The organism is Streptomyces sp. NPDC006174, from assembly GCF_040614075.1.
In the GTDB taxonomy this organism is placed as follows: Bacteria; Actinomycetota; Actinomycetes; order Streptomycetales; family Streptomycetaceae; genus Streptomyces.
Map to the genome: position 1 here is coordinate 259,570 of NZ_JBEXTJ010000003.1, position 12,423 is coordinate 271,992.

At 71.3% G+C, this 12,423-nt stretch carries 13 protein-coding genes and 1 pseudogene; 8 read left to right on the top strand and 6 right to left on the bottom strand.

Annotation, left to right across the window (positions count from 1 at the left end; all coding sequences use genetic code 11):
* Positions 1-84 precede the first annotated feature (84 nt).
* A complete protein-coding gene (locus tag ABZ267_RS08805; protein ID WP_356750793.1) occupies positions 85-1,050 on the bottom strand; it encodes an LLM class F420-dependent oxidoreductase in 966 nt (321 codons plus the stop codon).
* 88 nt (positions 1,051-1,138) lie between these two features.
* On the opposite strand from ABZ267_RS08805, the gene ABZ267_RS08810 reads away from it, so the two are divergent.
* From ABZ267_RS08810 to ABZ267_RS08820, 3 genes and pseudogenes are all read left to right on the top strand, one after another.
* The gene (locus ABZ267_RS08810) at positions 1,139-1,495 is read left to right on the top strand and encodes a DUF6479 family protein (RefSeq protein ID WP_356750795.1); all 357 of its coding nucleotides are present in this window, start codon (positions 1,139-1,141) and stop codon (positions 1,493-1,495) included.
* Between the two features lie 54 nt (positions 1,496-1,549).
* Positions 1,550-2,323: pseudogene (locus ABZ267_RS08815) on the top strand (cation diffusion facilitator family transporter); the annotation flags it as partial.
* Positions 2,324-2,435: 112 nt separating this feature from the next.
* A complete protein-coding gene (locus ABZ267_RS08820; protein ID WP_356750797.1) occupies positions 2,436-3,260 on the top strand; it encodes a VOC family protein in 825 nt (274 codons plus the stop codon).
* A gap of 5 nt (positions 3,261-3,265) precedes the next feature.
* Here the strand turns inward: ABZ267_RS08820 and ABZ267_RS08825 are convergent, their stop codons facing one another.
* Positions 3,266-3,799: a DUF6328 family protein gene (locus ABZ267_RS08825; protein WP_356750799.1), complete on the bottom strand. Its 534-nt coding sequence runs from the start codon at positions 3,797-3,799 to the stop codon at positions 3,266-3,268.
* Between the two features lie 222 nt (positions 3,800-4,021).
* Between ABZ267_RS08825 and ABZ267_RS08830 the strand changes: the two genes are divergently transcribed.
* A complete protein-coding gene (locus tag ABZ267_RS08830) occupies positions 4,022-4,402 on the top strand; it encodes a VOC family protein (protein ID WP_356750801.1) in 381 nt (126 codons plus the stop codon).
* A 10-nt stretch (positions 4,403-4,412) separates the two neighbouring features.
* Here the strand turns inward: ABZ267_RS08830 and ABZ267_RS08835 are convergent, their stop codons facing one another.
* Positions 4,413-4,907: a GNAT family N-acetyltransferase gene (locus tag ABZ267_RS08835; protein WP_356750803.1), complete on the bottom strand. Its 495-nt coding sequence runs from the start codon at positions 4,905-4,907 to the stop codon at positions 4,413-4,415.
* A gap of 208 nt (positions 4,908-5,115) precedes the next feature.
* Between ABZ267_RS08835 and ABZ267_RS08840 the strand changes: the two genes are divergently transcribed.
* Complete coding sequence (locus tag ABZ267_RS08840; protein WP_356750805.1) at positions 5,116-5,694, top strand: hypothetical protein; 579 nt, start codon at positions 5,116-5,118, stop codon at positions 5,692-5,694.
* Positions 5,691-6,302, top strand: a complete 612-nt coding sequence (locus tag ABZ267_RS08845; RefSeq protein WP_356750807.1) for a hypothetical protein — start codon at positions 5,691-5,693, stop codon at positions 6,300-6,302. Before ABZ267_RS08840 ends, ABZ267_RS08845 begins: the two co-directional genes overlap by 4 nt.
* 67 nt (positions 6,303-6,369) lie before the next feature.
* On the opposite strand, the gene ABZ267_RS08850 is transcribed toward ABZ267_RS08845, so the two are convergent.
* From ABZ267_RS08850 to ABZ267_RS08860, 3 genes are all read right to left on the bottom strand, one after another.
* Entirely contained in the window at positions 6,370-6,531 is a 162-nt protein-coding gene (locus ABZ267_RS08850) for a hypothetical protein (protein ID WP_356756848.1), read from the bottom strand.
* A 90-nt stretch (positions 6,532-6,621) separates the two neighbouring features.
* Positions 6,622-7,419 (bottom strand): tyrosine-protein phosphatase, encoded by a 798-nt coding sequence (locus ABZ267_RS08855; protein WP_356756846.1) that lies wholly within the window; start codon positions 7,417-7,419, stop codon positions 6,622-6,624.
* Between the two features lie 70 nt (positions 7,420-7,489).
* On the bottom strand, positions 7,490-8,023 hold the full coding sequence (locus ABZ267_RS08860; RefSeq protein WP_356756845.1) for a DUF6325 family protein: 534 nt from the start codon (positions 8,021-8,023) through the stop codon (positions 7,490-7,492).
* A gap of 291 nt (positions 8,024-8,314) precedes the next feature.
* On the opposite strand from ABZ267_RS08860, the gene ABZ267_RS08865 reads away from it, so the two are divergent.
* Both ABZ267_RS08865 and scpA read left to right on the top strand, forming a co-directional pair.
* The gene (locus ABZ267_RS08865) at positions 8,315-10,177 is read left to right on the top strand and encodes a methylmalonyl-CoA mutase family protein (RefSeq protein ID WP_356756843.1); all 1,863 of its coding nucleotides are present in this window, start codon (positions 8,315-8,317) and stop codon (positions 10,175-10,177) included.
* Positions 10,177-12,414, top strand: a complete 2,238-nt coding sequence (gene scpA / locus ABZ267_RS08870) for a methylmalonyl-CoA mutase (protein WP_356756841.1) — start codon at positions 10,177-10,179, stop codon at positions 12,412-12,414. The genes ABZ267_RS08865 and scpA overlap by 1 nt, the downstream gene beginning before the upstream one ends.
* Positions 12,415-12,423 lie beyond the last annotated feature (9 nt).

Here is a 12,423-nt window from a genome sequence, read left to right on the forward strand (position 1 = left end):
TCCTTCCATCGGGTGCCGGCCTTCGGGTCCACTCCAGGCTCACCCCGCGCCGGGCCGACGGCGACACGGGAGGGCCGAAGAGGGCTACAGCTCGCGCAGAGCGGGCAGGAGTGACTTCTCCGCCCACGAGATGAAGGACTGCTGGTGCTCACCGCCGACCTGGACCAGTGCGATCTCGGTGAATCCCGCGTCGCTGTAGGCGCGCACCGCGTCGACGAAGGTGTCGACGTCCTGTCCGCACGGGATGGCCGACGCGATGTCCTCCTCGCGGACGAGATCGGTGGCCTGGGCGAAGCTGGCCGGTCCGGGAAGTTCGGAGTTGACCTTCCAGCCGCCGACCGACCAGCGGAACTGTTCGTGGGCGCGGGCGACGGCGGCGTCGCGGTCGGGGTCGTAGCAGACGGGCAGCTGGCCCACCCGGGGCTTCCCGGCGCCTCCGTGCCGGTCGAAGTCGTCCAGCAGGTCGCTCTTGGCCTCGGTCGCGATCACCAGGTCGGCTTCGCGTCCGGCCAGCGCGCAGGAGGCCGGTCCGGAGACCGCGACGCCGATCGGCACCCGGGTCTCGGGCAGGTCCCACAGCCGGGCGTTCTCGACGTCGAAGTGGGTGCCGTGGTGGTTGACGTTCCCGCCGTCGAAGAGGTCTCCGATGATCTCCACGGCCTCTTCGAGCATCTCCAGCCGGACGTGGGCGGCGGGCCAGCCGCCGCCGACGACGTGTTCGTTGAGGTTCTCGCCGGAGCCGAGGCCCAGCCGGAACCGGCCCTCTGCGAGGATCTGCAGCGTCGCGGCCTTCTGGGCGACGACGGCCGGGTGGTAGCGGGTGGTCGGACAGGTCACGTACGTCATCAGGCCGATGCGTTCGGTCGCCTGCGCCGCCGCACCGAGGACGGCCCAGGCGTACGGCGCGTGGCCCTGTTCCTGGAGCCAGGGGAAGTAGTGGTCGGAGGTGACGGAGAAGTCGAAGCCCGCCTGCTCCGCGGCCACCACATCCCGTACGAGCTGTCGCGGTCCGGTCTGTTCGGTCATCATCGTGTAGCCGATTCGCACCATGCGAAACGCTTTTCCCGTGACGTAGTCATAAAACATGAATTGATGTGACTGGCCGACTGACAGCCTTCCCCCGGGGTATGCGGCAACCATGGACGTATCGAACGGAGCCACGCAGTCACTGGCCGCCCCACTCGCCGACGGGACAGGCGCGCTGGCGGCCGTCCTCTTCCCCATCGCCGCGCTCGCCGTGGTCGCGCTGCTGATCGGCGGTTTCGTGCTGGGCAAGCGCAAGAAGGACGCCGAACTGCCGCCGCCGCGCCCCGATGAGCAGCCGCGCAAGCCGGAGGGACGCACACACATCGACGCGCACGACCCGCACGCCAGCGACCGCTTCCCCGAGGACGGCAGCGCTCTCAACCCGCACCAGCTGGACGACCACGGCAACGAGCCGCTCCCGCCCCACCAGGACGATCCGCGTACCGACACCGATCCTCCGCGCAGCTGACCCGTCCCCCCACAGGGGGCGGATCCGCCGGCCCCCTCGTCACCGGAGGTAGTGATGGGCCGGTCGGCCGCCGACTGACAGACCCGCCTCACCGTTTCTGGTCGCGCTCGCGGCCAACCTGGTGATCGCGGCAGGCAGCTAAGACCGTGGGCGGGCTCATCTCGGGCTCGCCCACGCTGCTGTCCGAGGCGGCCCACTCGGTCGCCGACAGCCTCAACGAGATCTTCCTGCTCGCCGCCCTCCGACGCAGCCGCCGCCCCGCCGACGCCCGTCACCCGTTCGGCTACGGCAAGGAACGCTACTTCTGGGCGCTCCTCGCGGCGGTCGGCATCTTCGTGATGGGCGGCTGCTTCTCGTTCTACCAGGGGCTCCACGCGCTGCGGCGCGACGACGACGGTCATCGCGGAGGACAGTGCGGCGGTGCTCGGCGTCAGCCTGGCCGTCGCCGGCATGTCGCTGCACCTGGTCACCGGAAGCGTGGTCTGGGAGGCGGCGGCCTCACTGGGCATCGGGCTGCTCCTGGTCTACGTCGCCTTCCGGCTCGGCCGGAACGCCCGGGACCAGCTGATCGGCGAGTCCGCCGACCCGGAGCTGCAACGCGAACTCGTGGGCTTCCTCATGCGCCAGAGGGAGATCGACAACGTGGCCGAACTCCTCACCATGCGCATGGGCATGCACTCCGTCCTGGTGGCGGCCCGCATCGACCTGGCGCCCGGTATCGACAGCGAGCAGGTGGAGGAGGTCTCGATGCGCATCCGGCAGGCGATGTCGAAGCGGTGGCCGCAGGCGGACCAGGTCTTCCTGGACATCACGAACGCGCCGCCGCGCATCGGGCTGCGAGCGCGGCCCGCGTTGCGCCGCCGCACGGGCCGCCCGAAGGTGGGTGCTGGACCGCAAGCGGCCGCCTTAGCGCCGCCCAACCTTGAGAAGGCAGTGGACCATGACCGGAAGCGAGCCCCGTACGGCCCCCTCGGCGGCGCCCCTGACCGGCTCGGCCGCGCCGTGCTGGGTCACCTTGATGACCCGGGACCTCCAGGCCGCCCAGCGGTTCTACGGCGGGGTCCTGGGCTGGTCGTTCCGCCCGGGACAGGTCGGCGCGGAGTTCTCCGTGGCCCGGCGCAACGGCATCCCGGTCGCGGGCGTCTTCGCCGTCTCGACCGCCTACCAGGTCGCGGTGGCCTGGACGCCGTACTTCTCGGTCGCCGACGCGGACGTGGCCGCCTCCCGGGTGCGGGAGCGCAGCGGCACGGTGGCGGTGGGACCGCTGACGCTCGGCAAGGGGCGCGGCGTCCTGGCCTCCGACCGGGACGGTGCCGCGTTCGGCCTCTGGGAGCGCACCGAGCCGGCCACTTCACCACCGGCTCCTGACGGCCACGCGCACGCCTGGCTGCGGCTGCGGACCCGCAACGCCTTCGACGCGGCGATCTTCTACGGCGAGGTACTCGACTGGGCGAGCGGACGTCCCGGATGCTGCGACGTGGCCTACGAGGGTGACGAGGTCATCGTGCGGTGCGACGGGCGGCCGCTGGCCCGGATCAGCTCCGGTGCGGTGGAGGCCGCCGTCGATCCGCTGGTGCGCCCGCACTGGCAGGTGCAGTTCCCGGTGGAGGACGTCCCCGTGACGGTCGCGGCGGCCGAGCGGCAGGGCGGCTCCCTGGTCGAGGAGCGGTCGGTCCTCGGTGGCAGGGAGGCCACCCTGCGGGACCCCGACGGCGCGCTGTTCACGGTGACCGCCGTGCGGGGTCCGGTGGTTCCGGAGAGCTGAGCCGCTCAGTCCTTCGCGCCGGCGGACGAGCCTTTCTCGAGCCCTTCGTCCTCGCGCGGTCCGGAGCGGTCGCGGGCCAGGGCCCAGACCGGGAAGATGAACCAGCAGGCCAGGAACCACAGCGCTATCCCGCCGACCAGCCAGAGAGCGAACGTGTTGTGGAGCGCGACCCGCATGATCAGCAGCAGGGTCGAGCACATCGTGAAGAACAGCAGCACGAGACCGAGCACGGTCATACGCGAGGCCCAGATGACCGTCTCCGGCTTCATCTGCCGGCCGGTGAGCAGTCGGTGGTAGGTGACCGGGCCGATGAGCGCGGCCACGGTCGCCGAGCCGAGCACCACCGTGACGACGTAGATGTCGCGGTCCACTTCCGAAAGGTCACCGAACCTCGGCTGGAACACCACGGCGAGGAGAAAGCCGAAGAGGATCTGTACGCCGGTCTGGGCGACGCGCAGTTCCTGGAGCAGTTCGGACCACTGCCGGTCCGCTCTCTCGTCCTCGGTCTCCTCGCGGCCTCTGCCGTTGGCCTCCGACACGGGACCCCCCTCTGTTCGATATGACCGGGCGCTAACACACCCGTTCGATCCGGGACTACAGATGCCCCGGTCGCCCAGAACCAATCCACCGGGAACGCGCCCGCTTCTCACTCGACCCGGTCGCGCCGGACCACTAAGGTCTCTGCCACGGCATCGCGCGTCGGTCACCGTCCGGGTGAGGCGTGGAGGTAGCCCGTGAGTGCCCGTTGGAGGCATTCCACCGTGTCGGTCGAGTTGAACCACACCATCATTCATTCCCGCGACAACCGCGAGTCCGCCGCGTTCCTGGCGGATCTGCTGGGCCTGGACATCGGACCGGAGTGGGGCTTGTTCATTCCCGTCGTCCTCGCGAACAGCGTCATCCTGGACTTCGCGACGATCCCTGAGGAGTCGATCACTCCGCAGCACTACGCCTTCCTCATCTCGGAGGCGGAGTTCGACACCGCGTTCGCCAGGATCCAGGAGCTGGACATCGCGTACTACGCCGATCCGCATCAAAAGCTCCCGGCGCAGATCAACCACAACGACGGCGGCCGGGGCGTCTACTTCCCCGATCCGAGCGGTCACTTCCTGGAGCTCATCACCCGGCCCTACGGCGGCTGAGCGCGGGCGTTCAGCGTCCGACGGGGAGCAGGAGCTCGGGGCGGTCCCACATGACCGCGGGCGGGTCGGCGCGGACGGTGCCGGTGATGTCGGCGCCGACGCTCCGGTAGAAGCCCTCGGCGGGCGGGTGGGCCACGATCCGGACTCCGGTCAGACCCGCCCGTGCGGCCTCCTCGTGCAGGTGGCCGATGAGCAACCGCCCGATACCGAGCCCCTGCGCCTCGTCGGCGACGAACATCAGGTCCAGCTCGGGCGGCTGGAGGACCAGCGCGTAGAAGCCGAGGACCCGGTCGTCGTCGGGGTCGGCGGCGACGAAGACCCGGTGCGCCTCGATGTAGTCCGGCCCGACGCGGTAGCCGGCGACCATCGGGGCGTACGGGCCCTCGTAGGCGCGTGACGTCCGCACCAGCCGGGTCAGCCTACGGGCGTCACGGGCGGTGGCCCGGCGGACCAAGGGGTCCGGGCGGCGCGGGCCGCGGCCGGATTTCGTCACACCTGGTCTCATGCGTCGAGTATTACGTACGACAGCAGTGGTACGCCATGTGCACGGTACACAGAGCACTCCGCGAGGTTGCCGCGCATGAACGGCTGTTCGGGGGTACACGGACCCTGCATGTCGCCCGGTGGTTGCTCCGCCGGGCCGGACGAGAGGGGTTGACCACCGTGCGACAACGAAGCTGCGGACCGGCCGATGAGCGGCGGGGGCGGTAGCCGTGACAACAGTGATCATCATCATCGCCGTGGCCCTCGTCGTGGCCGCCGCCGTCTACTTCTTCCTGGTCCGCGGCGGCTCCGGCGGTGGCCGCGGGCTGCGCGGCCGCTTCGGCCCCGAGTACGACCGGGTGGTCGAACGGCACGGTGGCGACACCAAGGCGGCCGAGCACGAGCTCGGTGAGCGGGTGAAGCGCCACGGAGACCTGGAGAAGCGGCCGCTGACGGAGGCGGCCCGCGCGGACTACACCGCACGCTGGGCCCGTACGCAGGAGCAGTTCGTCGAGTCGCCGCAGCAGGCGCTCCACGAGGCCGACGCGCTGCTGGCCGACCTCTCCCGCGACCGGGGCTTCCCGGGCGAGAGCTTCGAGGACCGCACCGAAGCGCTCTCCGTCCACCACGCCCACCACGTCGACGGCTACCGCAGGGTGCACACCGCACGGAACGACTCCACCGGCACCGAGGAGATGCGCGAGGCCTTCGTCGAGGCCCGCGGCCTCTTCGACGCGCTCATCGCGGACGGCCCGGCGCCTCGCGACCACGGCAACCAACAGCTCACGAAGGGGCGCGGCACACCATGACGCAGAATCCGAACAGCACCGGCGACACCGGCTCCACTCCGAACCGGCCCACACCCTCGACCGGGGCCGAACGCGTCCCGCCGGTGACACCTCCCGGCGACCCGCTCGGCACGCCCGTACCGCCGACGGCCGCCAAGCCGTCCGGCTCTCCGCCGACGACCACCCGCACGGACGGCACGACCACCTCGGCGGCCGACCACGCGCACACCGACAAGACACACGCCGACCCGGCGCACGCCGACAGGACCCATGCCGATCCGGCCCGTACGGACAAGGCGCGGGAGACCGGCCGTACGACGGCCTCTTCCGGCCGGACGGACACGGCCGGCGAGAACGGCCGTCCGCTCTTCGCCGCCGAGGCGAGGGAGAAGTTCGACGCCCGTATCCACCAGGCCGTGGCCGGCTTCGTGGAGAACCCGCGCCAGGCGGTGCAGGAGGCCGACGCCACCTTCGACGAGGTCGTCGCCGAACTCACCAAGGCCCTGGCCGACCGGTCGCGCCTGCTGCGCGCGGACCGGGACGGCGAGCGGTCGGAGGCCGGAACGGAGGATCTGCGGATCGCTCTCCAGCACTACCGCGACCTGACGGAACGCCTCGTACGCCTCTGAGCGGTGAGGAGCGAGGGCCGGTCACACCTAGGTGTGACCGGCCCTCGCTCGTGTGCACACCGCGTGCTCACGCGCCGTGGCTCTCACCTTGATGCGTGGCGGGCTGGTGGGTGCTGGGCCCGGGCGTGGGCTCCGGGTCCGGGCTCGCCACCCGGCCGACACCGAAGGCGATGGCGAAGACGGCGGTGACCGCGGCGGCGAAGGCCGCGATCCTCAGTCCGGTGTTCATGGCAGTCCCCCAGCGGACGACGACGGTTTCCGACTCCGCTCAACATACCCCCTAGGGGTATCAGTGTCACGCCGGAGCCCGCACCGGCGCTCAGCCGGTGATCACCAGCCCCTCGCGCAGCCGGTCCAGCACGGGTTCAGGGATCCGGAACCCCTTGCGTACATATCCGTCGAGACCGCCCCACCGCTCGTCCATCGCGTCGAGTGCCACCTCCAGGTAGCGCGGGCGCACCTCGACGATGGCCGCCGCGACGGCCGGATCGCCGCCGCCGTCCAGGAACTTCTGGACGTACGGAGCGAAGGCCGCCCGGACGGCGGGGTTCACCGCGAGGAAGTCCCGCCGCACGGTCTCGCGGGAGGCGCCCAGGATCATCAGCAGGACCGCCGCGCCCCACCCCGTACGGTCCTTGCCCGCCGTGCAGTGGAAGAGCACCGGCCGAGCGCCGGGGTCGGCGGCGGTCTCCAGGAAGGCGCGGTAGGCGGCCGCCGCGCCGGGCGAGAGCACCATCTTGCGGTAGGTCTCGGCGAACAGTTCCTCGGCCCGGCCGCCGCCCAGCGTGCGTTCCGCCTCGTCCGGATCGGCGAGCAGCGCCTTGAGCCGGGCCGGTGCCACGCCCGGATGGTCACCGAGGACGTCGGCGACGAAGAGCCGGGCCCGGTCGGGGAGCCGGTCCGGGGCCCACTGGCGCTCGTCGGCGGTGCGCAGGTCGACGACCGTACGGATGCCGAGCGCGGCCACCGCACGGTCGCGGTCCGGTTGCAGGTCGCTCAGCTGCCCCGAGCGGAAGAGGACACCTTGCCGCACCCGGCGGTCGCGGCCCAGGGCGATACCGCCCAGGTCGCGCAGATTGACAACGGTGGCGGCCGGAACGGTCCGGGCGGTCTGCACGATGAACTGCCTCTTTCCCTGATGAGAACGCCTGGGGCTCCAACGACCCACCCGGCCCACCGGCCGGAACTCAGTCCGCCAGCAGATTCGCCTTCTGCTCCGCGAACTCGGCGTCCGTGAGCACGTCCCGCCCCCAGAGTTCGGCGAGCCGCTCCAGCCGGGTGATGATGTCGTCGCCCTCGCCCTCGCCGTCCCCGGCCTCGTCCGTCTCCGCCGCGGCCGCACCGAAGCGCTCATGGGCGACGAACGCGCCGCCCGCCTCCCGGAAGGTGCGCGCCAACTGCGAGGTCCAGAGGTCCTCCCGGACGACCAGGACCACCACATCTGCCTGCGGCACGCTCCGCTCCAGCACCTCGACCTCTCCGGCACCCAGCGCCACGGCAGCCCCGTCCTCCGCCGCAGCCGGCGGAACCGCGCCCTCCGGGTCCAGCTCCGTCAGCTCCACCGGCGTCAGCGCACCACCTTCGACGCGGCGGACGAAGGCCAGGTCTGCGGCGCGTACGGCACCGGACGCCACGGCATCGGCGAGGACGGGCACGACGGCCCCGGTGAAGCCGCTGCCGGGGAAGGCGATGACGAGGTGTTCCACAGGTCCGACGGCCACGGTCGCGTCCTCTCCGCATCCCGGTGGCCGCGAGGGCTCCGGGGTGGATACGGGCATTCCAGGGATTGCATAAGAAACCGAAAAACTGCGCACATAATATGCATCAATAGTCGAATTCACGCCGTTGTCGAGCATGGCCGTGTTGCGCCCGGAACACCCGGCCTCCGAGTGTGCGAAAACGTCGCGCCCAGTAACGCGACGGTAAGTAAACGTTCAAGCGCGGACCGGAGAGGGCAAGGTCACAGCACGTGCCCCTGCTGCTCATTCCCCGCGCTGGCCTAGCATCTGAGCATGACGGTCCAGCCTGCTGACGGGCTCTCTCCGGCCGCCGCGTTCCCCGACCCCTCCCATGACCAGTGGCAGAGCCTCGTCGAAGGCGTTCTGCGCAAGTCGGGCAAGGAAGTCTCGGGCTCGGCCGCCGAGGAAGCGCTGTCCACCACAGTGGAGGACGGGCTCACCACCCGGCCTCTCTACACCGCGCACGACACCTCGCCGGACACCGGTTTCCCCGGCTTCGCGCCCTTCACCCGGGGCAGCCGGGCCGAAGGGAACGCGGCGGGCGGCTGGGACGTGCGCCAACGCCACGCTCTGAGCGACCCCGCCCGGCTGGGCGAGGCGGTGCTCGGCGACCTGGAGAACGGGGTCACCTCGCTCTGGCTCACCGTCGGCGGCCCGGCCGGTGTACCCGTGGGCTCGCTCGGCCGCGCGCTGGAAGGCGTCTACCTCGACCTGGCGCCCATCGCGCTCGACGCTCCCGCCGATCTGGACGCCGCCGCCACCGAGCTGCTGCGGCTGTACGAGGAGCGGGGCGTCGCCAAGGGCGAGGCGCGCGGCACGCTGGGCGCCGACCCGCTGGGCCACGAGGCCCGGACCGGCATCGCGGCGGACTTCACCGCCGCCGTCCACTGGGCGAAGGTCTGCGGTGCGGAGTACCCGGGGCTGCGGGCCATCGCCGTGGACGCGCTCCCGTACCACGAGGCCGGCGGTTCGGCCGCCGAGGAGCTGGGCCTCTCACTGGCGACCGGCGTCGCCTATCTGCGGGCGCTGACCGCGGCCGGGCTCGGCGTCGAGGAGGCCTGCGCGCAGCTGGAGTTCCGGTACGCGGCCACGGCCGACCAGTTCCTGACGATCGCGAAGCTGCGGGCCGCGCGCCGGCTGTGGTCGCGGGTCGCCGAGGCGTCGGGAGCACCCGCCGCCGGAGCGCAACGCCAGCACGCCGTGACGTCACCGGTGATGATGACGCGCCGCGACCCGTGGGTGAACATGCTCCGCACCACGCTCGCCACGCTGGGCGCGGGGGTCGGCGGCGCCGACTCCGTCACCGTCCTGCCGTTCGATCACGCGCTGGGCCTGCCCGACGCGTTCGCCCGGCGCATCGCCCGTAACACCTCCACGATCCTGATGGCGGAGTCGCATCTGGCCCGGGTCATCGACCCGGCGGGCGGCTCCTGGTACGTGGAGCGTCTCACCGACGAACTGGCCGCAACCGCTTGGGCGTTCTTCCAGGAGACCGAGCGGGCGGGCGGGCTGCCGACGGCTCTGCGTTCCGGAATGGTCGCGGAGCGGCTGGCCGCCACCTGGGCGGCGCGCAGTGCGAAGCTGGCCCGTCGCAAGGAGCCGGTGACCGGGGTCAGCGAGTTCCCGATGCCGTCCGAGCGGCCGGTGGAGCGCGAGCCGGCGCCCGATCCGTACGCCGGTGCTCCGGGCGGTCTGCCCCGGGTGCGGCGCGACGAGGCGTTCGAGGCGCTGCGGGCCCGGTCGGACGCGCACCTCGCGGCGACGGGCGCGCGGCCCAAGGTGTTCATCGCCGCGCTGGGTCCGGCCGCCGCGCACACCGCGCGGGTCTCGTTCGCCGTCAACCTCTTCGGAGCCGGCGGGATCGAGGCGGTGCACCAGCCGGTGTCGGTGGACGCGGCGACGGCCGCCGACGCGCTGACCGCCTCCGGTGCGGACGTCGCCTGTCTCTGCTCGTCGGACGCGCTGTACGCCGAGCAGGCGGCCGAGGTGGCCGAGGCGCTGAAGTCGGCGGGCGCGGCACAGGTGTTCCTCGCGGGACGTCCCGGCGAGTACGCCGGTGTCGACTCCTACGTCTTCGCGGGCTGCGACACGGTCGCCGTTCTCACCTCCGTACTCGACCGCATGGGAGTGGCGTGATGCAGACATCGCCCACGGAACAGAAATCCACCGGGAAATCCACCGTTCCCGACTTCTCCGAGGTCGCGCTGGAGTCCCCCGCTCCCCCGGCCGCCTCCGCCGAGGAGTGGCAGGCCGCCGTCGCCAAGGCGGCCGACGGCGCCGAGGCCCCGCTCTGGGAGACGCCCGAGGGCATCACGGTCAAGCCGCTCTACACCGGCGAGGACCTGGAGGGCCTGGACGCGCTGCACAGCTACCCGGGCATCGCCCCGTATCTACGCGGTCCGTACCCGACGATGTACGTCAATCAGCCCTGGACGATCCGTCAGTACGCCGGCTTCTCCACGGCCGAGGAGTCCAACGCCTTCTACCGGCGCAACCTCGCGGCCGGCCAGAAGGGCCTCTCGGTCGCCTTCGACCTGCCGACCCACCGGGGTTACGACAGTGACCATCCGCGCGTCACCGGCGACGTCGGTATGGCCGGCGTGGCGATCGACTCCATCTACGACATGCGCCAGCTCTTCGACGGCATTCCGCTGGACCGGATGTCGGTGTCGATGACGATGAACGGCGCGGTGCTCCCGGTACTCGCGCTGTACATCGTGGCCGCCGAGGAACAGGGCGTAGCGCCTTCGATGCTGGCCGGGACCATTCAGAACGACATTCTGAAGGAGTTCATGGTCCGCAACACCTACATCTATCCGCCGACCCCGTCGATGCGGATCATCTCCGACATCTTCGCGTTCACCTCGCAGAAGATGCCGCGCTACAACTCCATCTCGATCTCCGGGTATCACATCCAGGAGGCCGGTGCGACGGCCGATCTGGAGCTGGCGTACACGCTGGCCGACGGCGTGGAGTATCTGCGCGCCGGGCAGGAAGCCGGCCTGGACGTCGACGCGTTCGCACCGCGCCTGTCGTTCTTCTGGGCGATCGGGATGAACTTCTTCATGGAGATCGCCAAGTTGCGGGCGGCCCGGCTGCTCTGGGCGCGCCTGGTCAAGCAGTTCGATCCGAAGAATCCCAAGTCCCTTTCGCTGCGCACCCATTCACAGACCTCCGGCTGGTCGCTGACCGCGCAGGACGTGTTCAACAACGTGACGCGCACGTGTGTGGAGGCGATGGCCGCGACGCAGGGCCACACCCAGTCGCTGCACACCAACGCGCTGGACGAGGCGCTGGCACTGCCCACCGACTTCTCGGCGCGGATCGCCCGTAACACCCAGCTCCTGCTCCAGCAGGAGTCCGGTACCTGCCGGGTCATCGACCCGTGGGGCGGCAGCGCGTACGTCGAGAAGCTGACGCGCGACCTGGCGGACCGGGCCTGGCAGCACATCGAGGAGGTCGAGGCGGCCGGCGGGATGGCGAAGGCCATCGACGCGGGCATCCCGAAGCTCCGGGTGGAGGAGGCCGCCGCCCGTACGCAGGCGCGGATCGACTCCGGGCGGCAGCCGGTGATCGGCGTGAACAAGTACCGGGTGGAGACCGACGAGAAGATCGACGTGCTCAAGGTCGACAACTCCTCGGTGCGCACCCAGCAGATCGAGAAGCTGCGCCGGCTGCGCGAGGAGCGCGACGAGGTGGCGTGCCAGGAGGCGCTGCGCGCGCTGACGGCGGCCGCCGAGCGTGCGCCGGGCCCGGGTCTTGAAGGCAATCTGCTGGCGCTGGCGGTCGACGCGGCGCGGGCGATGGCCACGGTCGGCGAGATCTCGGACGCGTTGGAGAAGGTGTACGGGCGGCACGCCGGGCAGATCCGTACGATCTCCGGTGTGTACCGCAAAGAGGCAGGAGACTCCCCGTCGGTGGACCGGACCCGCGCGCTGGTCGACGCGTTCGAGGAGGCGGAGGGGCGCCGTCCGCGCATCCTGGTCGCCAAGATGGGCCAGGACGGCCATGACCGGGGCCAGAAGGTGATCGCCACGGCCTTCGCCGACCTGGGCTTCGACGTGGACGTCGGCCCGCTGTTCCAGACGCCGGGCGAGGTGGCTCGGCAGGCCGTCGAGGCGGACGTGCACATCGTGGGCGTCTCCTCGCTGGCGGCCGGGCACCTCACTCTGGTGCCGGCGCTGCGCGAGGAGCTGGCGGCGGAGGGCCGGGAGGACATCATGATCGTGGTGGGCGGAGTGATTCCGCCGCAGGACATCGAGGCCCTGCACGAGGCGGGCGCGGCCTCGGTCTTCCCGCCGGGGACGGTGATCCCGGACGCGGCCCACGATCTGGTGACGCGGCTCGGCGCCGCGCTCGGCCACGAGCTGTGAGCCGCTGAC

Excerpts from the sequence above, each read along its gene's own strand:
- ABZ267_RS08820 (WP_356750797.1), top strand. The coding sequence starts at position 2,436 with ATGACCGGAAGCGAGCCCCGTACGGCCCCCTCGGCGGCGCCCCTGACC.
- scpA (WP_356756841.1), top strand. The coding sequence starts at position 10,177 with ATGCAGACATCGCCCACGGAACAGAAATCCACCGGGAAATCCACCGTT.
- ABZ267_RS08865 (WP_356756843.1), top strand. The coding sequence starts at position 8,315 with ATGACGGTCCAGCCTGCTGACGGGCTCTCTCCGGCCGCCGCGTTCCCC.
- ABZ267_RS08835 (WP_356750803.1), bottom strand. The coding sequence starts at position 4,907 with ATGAGACCAGGTGTGACGAAATCCGGCCGCGGCCCGCGCCGCCCGGAC.
- ABZ267_RS08805 (WP_356750793.1), bottom strand. The coding sequence starts at position 1,050 with ATGGTGCGAATCGGCTACACGATGATGACCGAACAGACCGGACCGCGA.
- ABZ267_RS08850 (WP_356756848.1), bottom strand. The coding sequence starts at position 6,531 with ATGAACACCGGACTGAGGATCGCGGCCTTCGCCGCCGCGGTCACCGCC.
- ABZ267_RS08810 (WP_356750795.1), top strand. The coding sequence starts at position 1,139 with ATGGACGTATCGAACGGAGCCACGCAGTCACTGGCCGCCCCACTCGCC.
- ABZ267_RS08845 (WP_356750807.1), top strand. The coding sequence starts at position 5,691 with ATGACGCAGAATCCGAACAGCACCGGCGACACCGGCTCCACTCCGAAC.